At 70.9% G+C, this 16748-nt stretch carries 14 protein-coding genes; 7 read left to right on the top strand and 7 right to left on the bottom strand.

What is annotated here, in order from left to right:
- Positions 1 to 2100, bottom strand: a 2100-nt coding sequence (locus tag D7V77_RS21150) for an N-acetylmuramoyl-L-alanine amidase (protein ID WP_120578101.1), incomplete at its 3' end; no start/stop codon positions are given.
- A gap of 80 nt (positions 2101 to 2180) precedes the next feature.
- Here D7V77_RS21150 and D7V77_RS21145 point away from each other — a divergent pair.
- The gene (locus D7V77_RS21145; RefSeq protein WP_120578100.1) at positions 2181 to 2825 is read left to right on the top strand and encodes a diacylglycerol kinase family protein; all 645 of its coding nucleotides are present in this window, start codon (positions 2181 to 2183) and stop codon (positions 2823 to 2825) included.
- Positions 2826 to 2882: 57 nt separating this feature from the next.
- Here the strand turns inward: D7V77_RS21145 and D7V77_RS21140 are convergent, their stop codons facing one another.
- Positions 2883 to 3281, bottom strand: a complete 399-nt coding sequence (locus D7V77_RS21140; RefSeq protein ID WP_233597132.1) for a YciI family protein — start codon at positions 3279 to 3281, stop codon at positions 2883 to 2885.
- Positions 3282 to 3475: 194 nt separating this feature from the next.
- Positions 3476 to 3688 carry a hypothetical protein gene (locus D7V77_RS21135; RefSeq protein WP_167548470.1) on the bottom strand — a complete coding sequence of 71 codons (213 nt, stop codon included), beginning with the start codon at positions 3686 to 3688 and terminating at the stop codon, positions 3476 to 3478.
- A gap of 321 nt (positions 3689 to 4009) precedes the next feature.
- On the opposite strand from D7V77_RS21135, the gene D7V77_RS21130 reads away from it, so the two are divergent.
- The 5 genes from D7V77_RS21130 (at position 4010) to D7V77_RS21110 (ending at position 10848) form a co-directional block, all read left to right on the top strand.
- Entirely contained in the window at positions 4010 to 5605 is a 1596-nt protein-coding gene (locus tag D7V77_RS21130) for an NAD(P)/FAD-dependent oxidoreductase (protein ID WP_120578097.1), read from the top strand.
- A gap of 48 nt (positions 5606 to 5653) precedes the next feature.
- A complete protein-coding gene (locus D7V77_RS21125) occupies positions 5654 to 6028 on the top strand; it encodes a hypothetical protein (RefSeq protein ID WP_120578096.1) in 375 nt (124 codons plus the stop codon).
- A gap of 127 nt (positions 6029 to 6155) precedes the next feature.
- Positions 6156 to 7295: a class I SAM-dependent rRNA methyltransferase gene (locus D7V77_RS21120; RefSeq protein ID WP_120578095.1), complete on the top strand. Its 1140-nt coding sequence runs from the start codon at positions 6156 to 6158 to the stop codon at positions 7293 to 7295.
- Positions 7296 to 7351: 56 nt separating this feature from the next.
- On the top strand, positions 7352 to 8872 hold the full coding sequence (locus D7V77_RS21115; RefSeq protein ID WP_120578094.1) for an HD domain-containing protein: 1521 nt from the start codon (positions 7352 to 7354) through the stop codon (positions 8870 to 8872).
- A 5-nt stretch (positions 8873 to 8877) separates the two neighbouring features.
- Positions 8878 to 10848, top strand: coding sequence for an HD domain-containing phosphohydrolase (locus tag D7V77_RS21110; RefSeq protein ID WP_120578093.1), 1971 nt, complete (start codon positions 8878 to 8880; stop codon positions 10846 to 10848).
- On the opposite strand, the gene D7V77_RS21105 is transcribed toward D7V77_RS21110, so the two are convergent.
- The 3 genes from D7V77_RS21105 to metG form a co-directional block, all read right to left on the bottom strand.
- Positions 10835 to 11611: a TatD family hydrolase gene (locus D7V77_RS21105; RefSeq protein WP_120578092.1), complete on the bottom strand. Its 777-nt coding sequence runs from the start codon at positions 11609 to 11611 to the stop codon at positions 10835 to 10837. The genes D7V77_RS21110 and D7V77_RS21105 overlap by 14 nt on opposite strands.
- Positions 11608 to 12582, bottom strand: a complete 975-nt coding sequence (locus D7V77_RS21100) for a HEAT repeat domain-containing protein (protein ID WP_120578091.1) — start codon at positions 12580 to 12582, stop codon at positions 11608 to 11610. The genes D7V77_RS21105 and D7V77_RS21100 overlap by 4 nt, the downstream gene beginning before the upstream one ends.
- Positions 12583 to 12770: 188 nt before the next feature.
- The gene (gene metG / locus D7V77_RS21095; RefSeq protein ID WP_120578090.1) at positions 12771 to 14897 is read right to left on the bottom strand and encodes a methionine--tRNA ligase; all 2127 of its coding nucleotides are present in this window, start codon (positions 14895 to 14897) and stop codon (positions 12771 to 12773) included.
- A gap of 109 nt (positions 14898 to 15006) precedes the next feature.
- Here metG and D7V77_RS21090 point away from each other — a divergent pair, with 109 nt between their 5' ends.
- Positions 15007 to 15804 carry an NRDE family protein gene (locus D7V77_RS21090; RefSeq protein WP_120578089.1) on the top strand — a complete coding sequence of 266 codons (798 nt, stop codon included), beginning with the start codon at positions 15007 to 15009 and terminating at the stop codon, positions 15802 to 15804.
- 16 nt (positions 15805 to 15820) lie between these two features.
- Here D7V77_RS21090 and D7V77_RS21085 read toward each other — a convergent pair whose 3' ends face one another.
- Positions 15821 to 16711, bottom strand: a complete 891-nt coding sequence (locus D7V77_RS21085; protein ID WP_120578088.1) for a patatin-like phospholipase family protein — start codon at positions 16709 to 16711, stop codon at positions 15821 to 15823.
- Between the last annotated feature and the right edge of the window lie 37 nt (positions 16712 to 16748).

The raw sequence follows: 16748 nt of genomic DNA, 5'->3' as shown, positions 1-16748 counted from the left end.
CCCGGTGGACCAGTCCACCAGCCGGTAGCCCGCGGGCGACACCAGCCCCGCCGCCACCGCGTTGCCCGTCGCGCTGTCGAACGCCACCGCTGACTGCGCGAACGCCGCGCCGTGCTGGCGCAGGTAGCTGCCGTCGTTCATCGCCTCCAGGTAGACGCGCAGCGGGGCCTCCAGGTCGTACGGCGTCTCCAGCTCCTCGCCGCACGCCACCGTCCTGTCCAGGCGCTCGTACGCGTTGACCAGCAGCACCGGCGCCGTGTCCCCCACCCGCACGCCCACCGTGGCGGACGGGAAGGACTCGCCGCCCGCGTTCACCGCGGCCACGCGGAAGTAGCGCAGCGTGCCGGACGACAGGGTGACGGTGGCCGACGTGTTCTGGATCTCCGTGCCCTCGTCCCAGCCGAAGCCGTCCGCGCTCTGATAGAGCCGGTAGCCCGTGGGGGCGTCGCGTCCTTCCTCCGACGCGACCTGCGGAGGCGCGGTCCATTTCACCTCCACCGCGCCGGGCGTCGCGTTGCGCGCCACCACCGCTCCCGGCGTCTCCGGCGGCAGGTGCACCGCCGCACCGTCGCGGGTCGCGAAGTACTTGATGAGCCCCTGGGTGATGGCGCGCGCGGCCACGTGGCGGACGCGCGCCTCCTTGAGGTTCGCCGCGTCCGTCGTGTTGTCGTGGTACGCCATCTCCAGGAGCACGCTGGGCATCTCCGGGTTGTGCGTGGGGTTCACCTCGCCCAGGTTCGCCGAGCGCAGGCTGCGCACCCGCCAGTTCGGATCCACCTCGCGCTTCAGGTCCGTTTCAATCTGGGACAAGAGTGCGCGCCCCAGCACGTCGCCGCCCTTCACGCCGGTGAAGTTGAGCGTGCCGTCCACCGGGTTCGGTCCGTAGACGTAGGCCTCCGTCCCCCGAATCGTGCCGGACGTACCCGCGTTGGTGTGCCACGCGACGTAGACGGCGTCCTCGCCCTCCTCATGCAGCCACGCGGCGAAGCGCGGCCGGGACGTCACGTCCGCGTTGCGCTCGTTGGACAGCGCGTTGGCTCCCGACGGCGCGTACACGCTGAACGGTGCTCCGCTGTACTGCACGTGGTAGCGCCCGCTCTCCTCGAAGCGCGGACGCAAGAGCGGCCCCTGCGCCGCGTCGCCCATCAGGCCGCGCCCACCGCCCAGTCGCACCGCGTCCACGGACAGCGTCGCGCCCTGCGCCGAGTCGTTCTCCAGCACCACCGCGCCGGACTCCGGGTGCTGGCCCGCCTTGAAGTAGAAGCGCCCCAGCAGCACCCACGTTCCGCCGTGGCGCTGCTGGTTCACTCGGAAGTGGCTCTCCCCTCCCGCGTGCTTCACCACATAGTGCGCGTCCGTCGCGCGCGTGGGGTCGGATCCATAGGAGACGTAGACGTTGTAGGCCGCGTCCGCCGGCACGTCCGGCGTCCACGTCACCTTCGCGGTGGAGGTGGCCGCCGTGTCCAGCGTGCGCGTGGTGCCCAGCGTGAAGGGCTCCACCCCGTTGCCCATGGGCACGGGCGGAGGCGCCCAGCCCTTCTGCGTGGAGGCGTGGAAGCGCGCGGCGTCTCCGTCCTCCACGTAGCCCGTGCCGCCGTTGTCCACGGTGGCGATGAGCGGGTTCAGGTCCGTCTCACGCACGGACACCACCGTGGCGCCCGCCGCCATCAGCATGGGCTGCAGCTCCTGCGACACCACCTCCACGGAGATGAAGTCCTCCACCACGCCCCAGGTGTTGGGCCGCTGCGTCGCCCAGCGCTTCAGCCCGTTGTCGCGATAGAAGCCGTGGCCCGGGCTCAGGTAGATGACCTTGCCGGACAGCGCGCCCTCGCCCCGCCGTGTCTGCGGCACGCCCGCGGTCTTCACGTTGGACTTCGCGGCTCGCGTCTCACGGCGCACCACGGCGGGCGCGTCCGGCGACAGGCGGCGCTGCTCGTGCGCCCGGGGCGCCGGAGCTGGCAGGTATTGAACACCCGGCGGCTCCAGGCCCAGGTCGTCGCCTTCAAAAGCTTCAGGAGTGCCCTGCGCATGAGCGAGGACGGAGGTGCACAGCAGGGTCAGCGCCAGCGAGCGCGACCAGGACGAAAGGAACGTTCGCATCACGCGACCGACCTTACCCCTTCACTCCCCCGCTTCAATCGGACCCGTGGGTGCTAGCCTGCCCACCCCTTCACCTTCCGATGACCGTTCCTGTAACCCCCCGTCCCCAGTTTCCCTCCCGCCGCAGCAACGGCCTGTTCGCCTCGTTCGGACATGCGTGGGCAGGGCTCATCCACACCGTGGCCTGGCAGCGCAACATGCGCATCCACCTCATCTCCGGCGTGCTGGTGGGGCTGGTGGGCAGCGGCATCCCATTGGGGCTCGCGGAGAAGGTCACGCTCATCTTCTGCGTGCTGCTCATCTTCTTCGCGGAGATCCTCAACAGCGCGCTGGAGCAGCTGGTGGACCTGGCCGTGCAGCAGTTCGACGAGAAGGCCCGGCTCACCAAGGACGCGGCGGCCGCGGGCGTGCTCGTGCTCGCGGGCGGCACGGTGGTCATCTTCGCCGCCATCCTGATCAACTACTGGGAGACCGTGCGCACCAACACCGACGCCATCTTCCGGCAGGTCGCGCTGGGCGTGCCGCTGGCCGCGTGCGCCACGGTGCTCGTGCTGCCTCAGCCGAGGCCCGCCGCCGTGGACGCGCTCGCGTTCCTGCTGTCCCTGGGGCTGCTCGCGCTGACGGCGCCCACGTCCGCGAGCCTCGTCTTCACCGCGCTCACCGCCGCGCTGCTCGTCATCGCCGCCGCCGCCGCCCGCGAGCGCCGTCGCCACCCCCAGCCCTGAAGGCTTGAGGACGACCCGGCGCGTCGCACGGCCACGAAGAAACGGCGACCGACGGTCTCAGGCGACGCCGAGCTTCTCGCGCGTCTGGGCATCGGTCGACAGGGCCTCGGCCATGTCCTCTGCCTCGAAGAACGGCCGGATTTCGATCACGTTCCGGCCCGACATGGGGTTGGGGCAGCGCTTCGCCCAGGCCACGGCCTCGTCCATGTCCTTGACCTTCCAGATGGAGAAGCCGGCGATCAGCTCGCGGGTCTCGGTGAACGGCCCGTCCATGACCGTGCGGCCGGGACCCTCGCAGGCGATGCGCTTGGCTTCGGAGGAGGGCTTGAGGCCGGCGCCAGCCACCAGGATGCCAGCCTTGACCAGTTCCTCGGTGTACCGCTCCATCGCCTCGAATGCCTCGGGCGTGGGGGGCGCGGCGTTTTCGCTGTCCTCGTTGGCGATCATGAACACCATCACCCGCATCGTCTGTCCCCTGGTTCGAGCCGGCCCTGAATGGCGGCTCACCGTGGCGACGAACGCGCGTGCCGGAGATCGACAGCGTTCTTGCGAATCTTTCTGGAGCCCCCCGTCACCTCGCGGGTGGGGCGCCCGGAACCAGTCCGGAGCCCGCTCACCCGCGGAGGGTTGATGCGCTGGATTCTAACGGGCTACACGCGCTGCTGAAAGCCTGCCCCGGAGTCGGGGGCTGGCGTCGACTGGGCGGCGGCGACCGCCTTGTCGCCTTCCTTCAGGTCGGTCGTCACGAGCTCGAGGAGTTCCGTCGCGATGCCGATGACCTGGTGCGGCGTGTAACCGCTTGCGCGCAGCTGGTTGAAGAACGTGCGCGCGAGGATGCGGGTGCCCTTCTGGTCGGTGCTCACGGGAATTGCCTCCGGAATCGGCGCCAACTGTCCGGCGCCGCAACTGCGTGGGAGTCCGGTCTTCAACCTCCGTGCCAGCCGTTCTCTTCCAAACGGATTCTCCAGCAGTCCTGAGGGGTTGAAGCCCGGAAATGGACGGCACGGAACGTGGAAGGTGCGAAGGGGGTTACGCACCCGGACGTCCGCCCTGCCTGGAACGGCGTTGCCGGGTGTAACGGCGGGTACGCACCCACCCCACGGGGCATCTTGTCTTTTCAAGTGCTTGCATTCCCTCCGGGGGGTGGAGCACATACGCGCCCACCACCGAGGAGTCAGAACACAATGGCGTACCGGGTGAACAACATCGGGCTGTGGCTGGACGAGCCGGAGGAGCTGCTCGGCCAGCGCGCCGCCGAGAAGCTGGGGGTCACCCGGAGCGACCTCGCCTCCGTGCGGGTGGTGCGCTCGGTGCTGGATGCGCGCAAGAAGGGCAGCCCGCGTTACATCTACACGCTGGAGGTGGAGCTGGCCCCGGGCGGCAAGGCGCCGCGGTTGCCCCCGGACGTGAGCGAGGCCCCGCCCCCGCCGGAGATGCCAGTGCGCGTGAAGGAGCCGGAGAAGCTGCCGCTCATCATCGGCACTGGACCCGCGGGGTTGTTCTGCGCGCTGGGCCTGCTGGAGCGCGGCGTGCGCAGCATCCTGCTGGAGCGCGGCAAGGAAGTGGTGACGCGCCGCAAGGACGTGGCGAAGCTCATGCGCGACGGGTCGCTCGACCGCGAAAGCAACATGAACTTCGGCGAGGGCGGCGCGGGCGCGTACACGGACGGCAAGCTGTCCACGCGCATCAACCACCCCATGGTGCGCAAGGTCATTGAAGCCTTCGCGAAGTACGGCGCGCCGGATCAGATCCTCATCGAGGGCAAGCCGCACATCGGCTCCGACCTGCTGCCCGGCGCGGTGGCGAAGCTGCGCGACGAGCTCATCGCGGGCGGCTGCCAGGTGCACTTCGAGCAGCGCGTGGATGACCTGCTCTACCGCGACGGCCGCATCGCGGGCGTGAAGATGGCGGACGGGCGCACGCTGGAGAGCGACCGCGTCATCCTGGCGCCGGGCAACTCCGCGCGCGAACTGTACGAGCGCTTCGCCGCCGACGGCCGAGTGAGCGTGGAGGCCAAGCCCTTCGCGCTGGGCTTCCGCGCGGAGCACCCGCAGTCGTTGATCAACGGCATCCAGTACGGCTCCGCGGCGAAGCACTCCAAGCTGCCGCCCGCGGACTACAAGCTGGCGGAGAACCTGGACGTGGACGGCGAGGTGCGCGGCGTCTACTCGTTCTGCATGTGCCCCGGCGGCATTGTCGTGCCCACGCCCACCGAAGAGGGGCTGCAGTGCACCAACGGCATGAGCAACTCGCGGCGCAACGCGAAGTTCGCCAACGCGGGCATCGTCGTGTCGGTGTCCGTCGCGGACTTCGCGCGCGAGGGCTTCCACGGGCCGCTCGCGGGCCTGGAGTTCCAGCGGCACTGGGAGAGCGAAGCCTACAAGCTGGGCGGAGGCCGCTTCTTCGCGCCCGCACAGACGATTCCGGACTACCTGGCCGGCCGCGTGAAGAAGGACCCGGGCGACACCAGCTACCGCCCGGGCCTGGCGCACACGGACCTGAACAAGCTCTTCCCGGAGCGGCTGACGCAGTCGCTCAAGGCGGCGCTGCGCACGTTCGACCGGAAGATGAAGGGCTTCATCAGCGACGAGGGAAAGCTCATCGGCATCGAGAGCCGGACGTCCTCCCCCGTGCGCATCACCCGGGGAGACGACCTGCAGTCCGTGTCCATGCGCGGCCTGTACCCGGTCGGTGAGGGCTGCGGCTACGCGGGCGGTATCGTGTCCTCCGCCATTGATGGACTGCGCGCCGCTGAGCAGATTGCCACCGAGCTGGCTTGAGGTTCCCGCCCCCTTCCGGGCAGGGTAGGCCGGGAGGGAGGAAGACCCATGGCGTACCGCGTGCGCACTCCGGATGGTGAGCTGATGTTCCCCTCGCTGGGCGACATCGAGCGCGCCTATGTGCAGGGGCTGGTGGACCCGGACGACGAGGTGCGCGAGGACGGCGCGGAGAAGTGGCGCAAGGCGTCCTCGCTGCCCGTCCTGGCCCGGGCGAAGAAGCCCCATGGCCAGGACATGTCCAAACGCGCCCAGACGCTCACGGTGGTGGGCGCGGTGGCGGCGGGGGTGCTCGCGCTCGTGCTGCTCTTCACCGGCACGAACTGGAATGTCCGGATGATGGGCATTGCCCTGGCCCTGGTGGTCAGCGGAATGCTCACCCGGGTGTCCTTCAAGGCATACAAGCGGCCTCCGCCCGTCCTCTAGCGACGCTTACTCCCCTGCCCTCCGGGGCAGCGGCACGGCCCTCGCCGCCAGCAGGCCCCACACGGCCCATGTTTGATGGAAGGCACCCCGCAGGGCGCCTTCCATCGCGCTGGAGGAGGACCGCACCTTGCTCAGCACCTACCTGTCCCGAGAAGCCGCCCGCAAGCTGCGCCATGGCGCCCCCTGGCTGCGCCGCGAGGACATCGTCTCCATGGAGGGCGAGCCGCAGCCCGGCACGCCCATGCAGCTCAAGGACGAGGACGGGCATGTCCTGGGGCTGGGAGACGTGGACCTCCAGGCCTCGTACGCCGTGCGCCGCCTGGGCCTGCCGGACGAGTCCGTGGAAGGCCTCATCCCCCGCCACGTGCGCCACGCCTTCGAGCGGCGCGGTCGGCTGGTGGACGACCCGCGCTTCTGCCGCATCGTCAACGACGACGGGGACGGGCTGCCGGGCCTCATCGTGGACCGGTATGATCAGCACTTCGTCGTCCAGACGCTCACCCGCTCCATGGACGCGCGGCAGGAGGAAATCACCCGCACGCTGGGAGAGGTGACGGGGGCGGCCTCCGTGCTGCTGCGCAACGACACGCTCCGGCGAAAGGCGCTGGGTCTGCCCGCGCAGCGCCCGCACGTGATGTACGGCACGCCGCCGCGCTGGTGCCGCCTGCTGGAGATGGGCGCGCGCTTCACCGTGGACCTCACCTACGGCCGGGGCACGGGCTACGGGTACGACCACCGCGAGCTGCGCCGCTTCCTGAGCCGCACCGGCAACGGGGACCGGGTGCTGGACGTGGCGTGCAACGTGGGCGGCCTCTTCGTCCACGCGGGGCGACATGGGGCGAAGCAGATTCTGGCCTTCGACGGCAACGCGGACGCGGCGGACCTGGCGCGGGAGAACGCGGAGGCCAACGGGCTGCTCGGCCGGGTGACGGTGGAACAGGGCGAGCCGCTGGCCGTGCTCCGGGCCCTCAAGGACACCTTCGACCTGGTGCTGCTCGACACGCTGGGGGTGGCGTCCGAGGAGGACTTCATCGAACAGGTGCGGCTGGCCCTGCGGCGCACCCGCCATGGGGGACGGTTGCTCGTGGTCGGTTATCACCCACCGCTGGCGCTGGGCTCATTCACGGAGTGCGTGGCCACGGCCTGCGAGCAGGAGGCGCGCATCGCATTCCGGCTGGTACGGATGGGATTGCCGCCGGACCACCCGGCGCCGGTCGGCTCCCCAGGGGCCGAGTACCTGGAGGCGGTGGCGCTCGAGGTGAGCTGAAGCCCGTGCTGTTTCGCCCTCGACGGGCCCTCCTCGGTGTTAGTGTCCGCGCCGCGATGACAACCGAAAACGAATCCCAGGCCGCGACCTCTTCCACCCCGGAGGCTTCCGTCGAGACCGTCCGCAAGGTGTACGCGGCGGACCTGCGCGAGAAGGACCGGGTCAACACCGTCTTCCGCGTCACCAAGAAGGAGAAGGTGAACGCGCGCAGCGGCAAGGTGTTCCTGTCGCTGTCCCTGGCCGACAAGAGCGGCACGGTGGACGCGCGCGTGTTCGACAAGGTGGACGCGCTCGAGCCCGCCTTCCAGAGCGGTGACTTCGTCCTCGTGCAGGGCAGCGTCATCGTCTTCCACGGCCGCACCCAGGTCGTCGTGGAGGCCGTGGAGCGCCTGGATCCAGAGCCGCTCGACCCCAAGGAGTTCGAGCCGCCCCCCGCCCCGCCCGCCGAGGCGAAGGCCGAGTCCAAGTCCGGCGACGCGAAGTCTGGCGACGCGAAGTCCGAGTCCAAGTCCGGCGACGCGAAGTCCGAGTCCAAGTCCGGCGACGCGAAGCAGGCTGAAGGCAAGGCCGAGCGCCACGAGGGTGGCGGCGGTGGCCCGCGCGCGGTGGGGCAGATCCGTGAGCTCATCACCGAGCGCGTCAACGACCCGTTCGTGAAGCAGCTGCTGCTGGCGTTCCTGGACGACGCGCAGGTGTCCGCGGCGCTGCCGGTGGCCTCCGCGGCCAAGGGCGTGCACCACGCGTGGCGCGGCGGGCTGGCCGAGCACGTCCTGTCGGTGATGCGCCTGACGCTGCGCGTGTCGGACCACTACCCCATGGCGGACCGCGACCTGCTGCTGGCCGGCGCGTTCCTGCACGACGTGATGAAGGGCGGCGACGGGGCGTCCGACAAGGGCTTCGACACCTCCGACGAGGGCCGGCTGGTGGGCCACGCGGTGCTGGCCGCGCAGAAGATCCGCGAGAAGACCCTGGGCATCCCGGGCTTCCCGCCGCTCCTGGAGCAGCACCTGACGCACCTGGCGATCTCCCAGGGGACGTCCGGCGCGAAGGTGCCGGTGACGCTGGAGGCGCAGATCGTCGACACGCTCAGCTCGCTCGACGCGCGCATCTCCTCGTGGGTGGAGGCCATGCAGCGCGACCCGAACGAGCGCTGGACGGACCACCTGCGCGCGTACGACCGCTCGCTCTGGAAGGGCTTCGTGCCCACCGGCCGCGGCCGGGCTCCGGTGGAGGGCGGCCGCCGCAAGCACCGCGAGGAGAAGCGCAAGGCGCGCGCCGAAAAGGGCCCGTCCGCTCCTGCCGGCGAGGGCACTGCCGCCCCCGCGACCCAGGAGGCCCGTCCGGAGCGTCCGCCGCGGCCTCCTCGCGAGCCCCGCGCCGAGCGTCCGCCGCGTGAGGACCGTCCTCCCCGCGAGGACCGTCCTCCCCGCGAGCCCCGCGCCGAGCGTCCGCCGCGCGAGGACCGTCCTCCCCGCGACCCCAAGAGCCTGCCCGGCGAGCTGACCTTCAAGCCGTTCAGCGCGCTGGCGCCGCCCCCGAAGTCCGGTGGTGAGGGTGGTGGCTCCTCGGAGGGCTGAAGTCCATGGCGAAGCGGCTGGGAGAGCGGTTGATTGAGGCCGGCCTCGTGACACCGGGGGCCGTGGAGCAGGGTCTGGAGCACCAGAAGATCACCGGCCACAAGCTGGGGGACTGTCTGGTGGAGCTGGGCCTGCTCCAGGAGGCCGCGCTGCTGCGGCTCCTGGCCAATGAGTTCCAGACCCGCTTCGTCACCGCGGACAAGCTGGCCAAGGTCCGCATCGACACGAAGGTGTTGGACAAGCTGCCGGTGCGGCTGGCGGAAGCGCAGAACGTGCTCCCGCTGGCCGTGGATCCGGAGCGCAAGCTGCTCTCGGTGGTGGCCGCCGAGCCGCAGAACAAGTCGCTGCTCGACGAGATCGCCCTCGTCACCGGCATGTCGGAGGTCTACGCGTACATCGGCCTGCGCAGCGCCATCTCCGCGGCCATCCGCAAGCACTACTACGGCGACCCCACGGCGTTCACCACGCTGCTGGAGGGCCCCTCCGCGAACAATGGCCCGCGCCGTCCGGACACCCCGTCGAACACGCACGTGGGCGCGGAGCCGGGGCGCAGCGGGAGCTCCGCCGGACGCAGCAACGCCACCAGCCTGAGCATGCGGCTGGAGACGGACGCGCGGATGCGGCTGCAGCGCGGCGGCAGCGGCACCAACGTGGCGCGCGTCTCCACGCAGCGGCGCGAGCCGGGCGGCCCGCGCGGGCTCATCAGCGACACGGACTATGTGGAGACGCTGAGCCTGATGGTGGGCCTGCTGGAGCAGGACCGGCCCCGGCACCGGGGACACTCCGCGCAGCTGGCGCGGCAGGCGGGCATCGTCGGTCAGCGCATGGGCATGCCCCACAAGGAGCTGGCGGCGCTGTCCATCGCGGCGTACCTGCACGACCTGGGCAAGCCCCCGGAGCGGCACTTCTCGCTGGCGAGCAACGCGGCCAATCCGGAGTGGAAGGCCCAGGCCAAGGCGTGCTGCCGCGCGCCCACGAAGCTCTTCGAGACGGTGCACCTGCCCGCGCAGGTGAACACCATCCTCGCGCAGCTGTACGAAGCCTGGGACGGCTCCGGCACGCCCCAGGGCGCCAAGGGCGAGGACATCACCCTGGGCGCGCGCATCCTGGCGGCGGTGGACAGCTTCCTGGAGCTGACCAAGAACCCGGGCAACGCGCACGGCCGCGTCTTCAACAAGCAGCAGGCGCTGGAGCACCTGAAGAAGAACGCGGGCGTGCTCTACGACCCGGTGGTGGCGGACATCGTCGGGCAGCTGCAGAGCGGCGCGCTGCTGGTGCACCGGCTGGCCAGCGAAGGCCGCCAGGTGCTCATCGCGGAGCCGGACGAGGCCACGCGCGGCGAGCTGTTGGAGGCGGTGCTCAAGCAGGAGCTGGTGGCGCACGCGCTGTCCACGCTGGACGGCGCGCTGGACGGCCTGTCTCGGCTGGACTGCGACGTGCTGGTGGTGAGCTTGCGGCTGGGCCAGCAGGAGGTGATGGACCTGCTGGAGGCCGTGCGCTCCATGCCGGAGAGCGCGGGCCTTCCCATCGCCGTGGTGGGCGAACCGGATGCCCAGGCTCGCGAGCGGCTGCTGATGGCGGGCGCGACGGCGGTGCTCTCCCCGAGCGACAAGGCGGAGGTCGCCCGCACGGTGCTGTCCCTCTTCCAGGACCGCGTGCAGCACAACGGCCCGGGCCGGGTGGTGCGCGGCAGCTTCGATGAGCTGCCCCCCAAGGAGCTGTTGCGCACGCTGGGCGGCGGCAAGAAGAGCGGGAAGCTCCAGCTGCGGAGCCACACGCTGGAGGGCTCGCTGCACCTGGAGCGCGGCCGCGTGGTGCATGCGGCGTTCGGCGGCCACGCGGGCGAACCCGCGCTGCAGGCCCTGCTGAAGCTGAAGCAGGCGGACTTCGTCTACGACCCGGACGCGCTGCTGCTGGACATGCCGCAATTGGACCAGGACCTGGAGGCCCTGGCCAACGCGCTCACCCCAGCGTGAGGTTGAAGAGGCGGGCCGCGTTCGCCGTGGTGACGCGGGCCACCTCTTCCAGCGACACGCCCTTCAGCTCCGCCACCTTCTTCGCCGTCTCCAACACGTGCGCGGGCTCGTTCTTGCGGCCGCGGTGGGGCACCGGCGCGAGGTAGGGACTGTCCGTCTCCACCATCAGGCGCTCCAGCGGCGCGAAGCGCACCGCGTCCTGGAGGGCCTCCGTCTTCTTGTAGGTGACGACGCCGGACAGCGACAGGAAGAAGCCCCGGTCCAGGTACTTGCGGGCCGCGGCCGTGTCGCCGGTGAAGCAGTGGATGACGCCGCTGGTGACGTCCTCGGCAGCAAGGGCCGCTTCGCAGTCGTCATGCGCGTCGCGCACGTGCACCACCAGCGGCTTGGACAGGCGCTTCGCGAGCGCGCACTGCCGCCGGAAGACGGTGGCCTGAATCTCGCGCGGCGAGTGGTCGTAGTAGTAGTCCAGCCCGGCCTCTCCCACGGCGCGCAGCTCCGGGCGGGCGCAGGTGCGCTCCAGCATCTCGAAGTCCGCTTCCGTGGCGCGGGCGGCCTCGTGCGGGTGGATGCCCAGCGTGGGCGACAGGAAGTCCGGGTGCCGGGCGGCGACCTCCAGCGCGTGGCCCCAGTCACCGGGGCCATGGAACTGCCCCACCAGCACCGCGTGCACCAGCCCCGCGGCGCGAGCGCGCTCCAGCACTGGAGCCACGTCCGCGTAGTCCTTCGGCTCCAGGTGGCAGTGCGCATCAACCAGCTTCATGGCTTCTCCTGAAACAGCTCTTCCAACTCATTCCGTGCCTCTTCCGAGGCGAAGGTGGGCACGGCGCCGCGCAGGCGCTCCATGCCCTCCGCCACGGCCAACCGCCACACGCCGTCCGCCGCATCCAACCGGTCGTCCTCCGGCGCGCTCCGGTCTTCCAACACGGCGAGCAGCCAGGGCAGCGCCTGCGCATCCCCCAGCCGGCCCAACCCGCGCGCGGCGGCGCCCCGGCACGGGTCCTTCGCGTCCGCGAGGATGTCCTTCAGCCGCTCCAGCGCGCCGGGGACCTTCAATTCACCGCACAGCTCCACCGCGAGCGCCCGGTCCGCGCTCCACTTCTTGCGCGTGCGCTGCATCAGCCAGTCCGCGCCCTCCGGGTCGCCCAGCTTCAGCAGCACGCCCGCGGCCTGCGTCTTGTCGAACGCGGGCAGCAGCCACTTGCCGAAGAGGCGCTTCACCGCCGGCAGCGCCCGCGTGTCCTCCAGCTCCGCCAGCGCGCCCAGCGCCCGGAAGCGCAGCGTGTCCACGTCCAGCGCGGCCACGAGCACGTCCATGCCGGCGGGGTGCTTGAGGGCGGCGATGCCTCGCGCGGCCTCGAAGCGGACCTCCGGCGTGGGGTCCTCCAGCATTCCAGCCAGGGCGCCACGCGCGTGCGGCAGCGCGAGGTCCGCGAGCCGTCCGGTGGCCTCCAGCCGCACGCGGGTGTCCTCGTCGCGCAGCCTTGGCAGGAGCATGTCCGGGAGCTGCTCCGGCGGCAGGATGACGGACGCCAGGCTCACGCCCGAGCGGCGCACCTCCGGCTGCGCATCCGCTAGCAGGCGCACGAGCACGTCCGTGAACTCCCCGGCGTGCGCGGGCTCCTCCGACGCAATCTGGAACAACAGGTCCGCCGCCTCGGCCCGGCTCGCCGGCCGCTTCTCACGCTCCAGGGTCAACAGAGCGCGGTCCCGCTCGGCACGCCAGTCCGCCACGTCTCGTCACCTCTCTGGCGCCCAGGCTTTCCCACACCCAGCGCGTCCTTGGAGTCCCTGTCGCCGTCCGACGCCAGGGGCCTACCGCTCCACGTCCTGGCCTGCCCGCGTCCCGGTGGATGCCCGGGCCTACCGCACGGCACACATCCCGGTAGGCAACGCCGCCGCCCGGGATGCCACCGCTCGCGCTACTTCACTTCGGCGCCGGGCGGCACGTCGCCCGGCTCCAGCAGGGACAGGTCCTTGCCGCCCGAGCCCGCCGTCAACAGCATGCCGCGCGACTCGATGCCCTTGAGCTTGCGCGGCTTCAGGTTCGCGACCACGACCACGCGCCGGCCCACCAAAGCCTCGGGCGCGTACGCCTCCGCGATGCCGGACACGATGGTGCGCGGCGTGCCTTCACCCAGGTCCACGTCCAGCTTGAGCAGCTTGTCCGCGCCCTTCACCTTCTCCGCGGCCACGATGCGCCCCGCCTTCAGCACCACCTTGGCGAAGTCCGCGTACTCGATGTCGGCCGCGGGCGCGCCTTCCGCCGCCCCCGCTCCAGGGGACGCCTGCGTGGTGGGCACCGCTTCCGGACTCTTCGCTTCCACGGGCTTCTTCTCCGTCTTCTTGTCCTTGCCGCCTGCCTTCGCGGGCTCGGCGGCCGGCGTCCCCGCGGGGACCTTGATGATGGCGTTGACGCGCTCCTCCTCCAGCCGGGGCAGCAGCGGCTCCGGCGTGCCCAGCGGGCGAGTGCGGTCCAACAGCGGATACTTCGCGGTGGCGAGCGCCTGGAACGTCAGCGGCTCCGCCCCCAGCTGCGCGAACAGCTTCTCCGACACGCGCGGCGTCACCGGCGCCAGCAGCGCGCCCAGCAGGTACGCCACGTCCGCCGCGTCCGACAGGTCCGCCCGCGCGGCCTCCGCGTCCTTCTTCACCAGCGCCCACGGCGCCGACGTCTGCAGGAACGCGTTCGCGGTGGAGGCAATCTCCGTGATGATCCGGATGGCGTTGCGGTACTCCAGCTTCTCGAACGCCTCGCGCACCTCCGGCACACGCGCCAGCGCGTCCTCCACCAGCTTGCGCCCCGGCCCTTCCGCGCGGCCCGGCGCGAGCTTCTTCTCCAGCGGCCCGGCCAGCAGCGACAGCGCGCGGTTGGCCAGATTGCCCACGTTGTTGACGAGTTCGCCGTTCACCCGGAGGCGGAAGTCCTTCAGGTTGAGGTCCAGGTCCTCCACGCCCGCGCCCAGGTTGGCCGCGTAGAAGTAGCGCAGGTAGCTGGGGTCCAGGAGCTCCAGGTAGTCACGCGCGGCCACCATGGTGCCGCGGCTCTTGCTCATCTTCTCCCCGTTCACGGTCAGGTGCCCGTGCACCTTGATCTCGTTGGGGATGTGGAACCCCGCGACGTTCAGCACCGCGGGCCAGAACAGCGCGTGGAAGTAGACGATGTCCTTGCCGATGAAGTGGACGATGCGCGTGGGCGCGTCCTTGCCCCAGTACGCGAGCGCGTCCGCGACGCGGCCCGACTCCTTCGCCCACTTCTCCGTCGTGGCGATGTACCCGATGGGCGCATCCAGCCAGACGTAGAAGAACTTGTCCGTCTCACCGGGAATCGCGAAGCCGAAGTACGGCCCGTCGCGGCTGATGTCCCAGTCCGCCAGGCCCTTCTCGAAGAAGCCCTGGAGCTGGGCGGCCAGGCCCGGGTGGATGAAGCCGGGGCGCTTGAGCACTTCCTGGAGGAAGTCCGCGTGCCGCGACAGCTTGAAGAACAGGTGCACGGAGTTGCGGCGAACCGGCGGCGTGCCACACAGCGCGCACTTCGGGTCGATGAGGTCCGTGGGGTTGTACGTCTTGCCGCACTTCTCGCAGGCGTCGCCGTACTGCTCCGTGGCCTTGCAGTTGGGACAGGTGCCCCGGATGAAGCGGTCCGGAAGGAAGCGCTTGTCCTTCTCGCAGTAGGTCTGCTCGATGTCGCGGCGGTCGATGTCGCCCGCGTCCTTCAATCGCCCGTAGATGAGCTCCGCGTAGTGGCGGTTCTCCGGCGAGTTGGTGGAGTGGAAGTAATCGAAGCGGATGTCGAAGTCGCGGAAGTCGCGCTGGTGCTCGTCGTGGAAGCGCGCGACGAACTGCTCCGGCGGGATGCCCTGCTTCGCGGCGTTGATTTCGATGGGCGTGCCGTGGGTGTCATCCGCGCAGAAGTAGACGACGTCCTGGCCGCACGAGCGCAGGAAGCGGACGTAGATGTCCGTCTGGATGTACTCGACAGCGTGGCCGAGGTGGATGGCGCCGTTCGCGTACGGAAGGGCGCTGGTGACGAGGGTTCTCTCCGCCATGGACTCTCCTGAGGGCGGCGGACCATAGCCGCTCGGGGATACGAGGTCATCGCCAACATGCAGGCCCGGGGCTGCATGGCGCGAAGAGGGATGTTATCGACCGGACGCCATGTGCACCGTCCTGATCCTCCGTAACGCCCACCCCGAGTGGCCGCTGGTCCTCGCCGCCAACCGGGATGAGTTCTACGCGCGTCCGGCCCACGGGCCGAAGGTCCTCTCCAAGTCCCCCCGCGTGGTGGGCGGCCAGGACGTGGAGCGGGGCGGCACGTGGATGGGGGTCACCCACGAAGGGGTCGTCGTCGCCCTGACGAACCAGCGCGGCGCCCGGACCCTGGGCCTGGCCCCCCGCTCCCGGGGCGAGGTGGTGCTGCGCGCCCTGCAGGCCGGGTCGGTGGAGGCCATCGAGCGCTACCTCGGCACCCTGCCCGCCCCGGAGTTCCTGCCCTTCAACCTGCTCTACGGGGACGCGCGCACCCTGAGGGTGGCCTACGCGAGGCCGGGCCATGCGCACCTGCTGCACGAGGACGTCCCGGACGGCGTGCACGTGCTCCCCAACGACAGCCTGGACAACCTGGCCCTCCCCAAGGTGCGGCGGGCGCATGCCCTGGCGGAAGGCGTGGCGAAGCGCCCATGGCCGGAACTGGTGACGGGGCTCCAGGCGGCCCTGGGCGACCATGCCCTGCCCCCCCGGGAGGCCGCGACGGGGCCACTCTCGGAGGACGGCCTGCCCGCGGACTTCCTCCAGCAGCTCCAGGCGCTGTGCATCCACACGGAAGAAGGCTACGGGACGCGCTCGTCCGCCATCGTCGCGCTCGGGCCCGGCCACGTGGGGCACTACCTGGCCACGGACAACGCCCCCTGCCAGGGCAACTGGCGGGACGTGACGGGCCTGCTCACGGCGCCCTGAGCGGCTCGCCGAGTCGTTAGTCCAGCCGCGCCCGCATCACCGCGTCACGGCCCGCGTCGTAGGTGGCTTCGAAGGCAGGGCCCCGGCCGGTGAAGGCCTCCACCGGGGGCATGGCCACGTCCACGCGGACCTCTCGCACGTCGCAGCCCAGGTCGGAGCGGTAGAAGGCCGGTTCGCCGGTGACGTTGATGGCGATGAGCCGCGCGCCCGGGAACAGCTGACACGCGTCATGGACGGGCGTCGCGGACACGCGGTCCGCGCCCGGATCGATTCGCTCCAGCGTCGCGTCCTTGAACAGGAGCGGATTGGACGCGCTCGCGGAGACGGCCTCCGCCAGCGAACCGCGTGTGACGGAGACGAGCCGGATGCCGCCCGCGAAGGGCTCCTGGTGGAAGGTGGCGAAGGGCACGGGGAGTTCCTCCACGCGCGCGCCCGCGTAGAAGGAATCCAGCACCTGTGCGAAGCGCTCATGGCTCAAGGGGGGCACCGTCGCCGCGCCACCCGCCGCGCCCAGCGCTCCCGCCGCCACGGCCGGTCCCAGCGCGCCGCCCGACACCAGCACCGCGAGCAGGCCCACCGCCGCGCCCACCGCGCCTCGCGTCGCGGCGACCTTGCGCGTCTGTTCCTCGTAGGCGGTGAAGAAGGAATGGTAGCGCTGGCGCAGGTTGGCGCCGGGCGCGGACGCGTAGAGGCCGCCCACCACCGCGCCCATGCTGTTTCCCACCACGCAGTCGATGGGCACGCCCCGGGCCACCAGCGCATCCAGCGCGCCCACGTGCGCGAGCCCCTTCGTGCCTCCCACCGACAGCACCACGCAGGTGCGCGAAGCGCGCGTGTCCCGGTGGCACGACAGGGCCCCGGAAGCCACCACCACCGACAACACCATCAGGCCCAGCCGGCGCCGCATACATCCTCCCGCGCGAAGTCAGGCCACCCTACCCCGC

Origin of the sequence: Corallococcus sp. CA041A, assembly GCF_003612075.1 — a bacterium.
In the GTDB taxonomy this organism is placed as follows: Bacteria; Myxococcota; Myxococcia; order Myxococcales; family Myxococcaceae; genus Corallococcus; species Corallococcus exiguus.
This window is presented reverse-complemented; position numbering and strand designations above follow the sequence as displayed.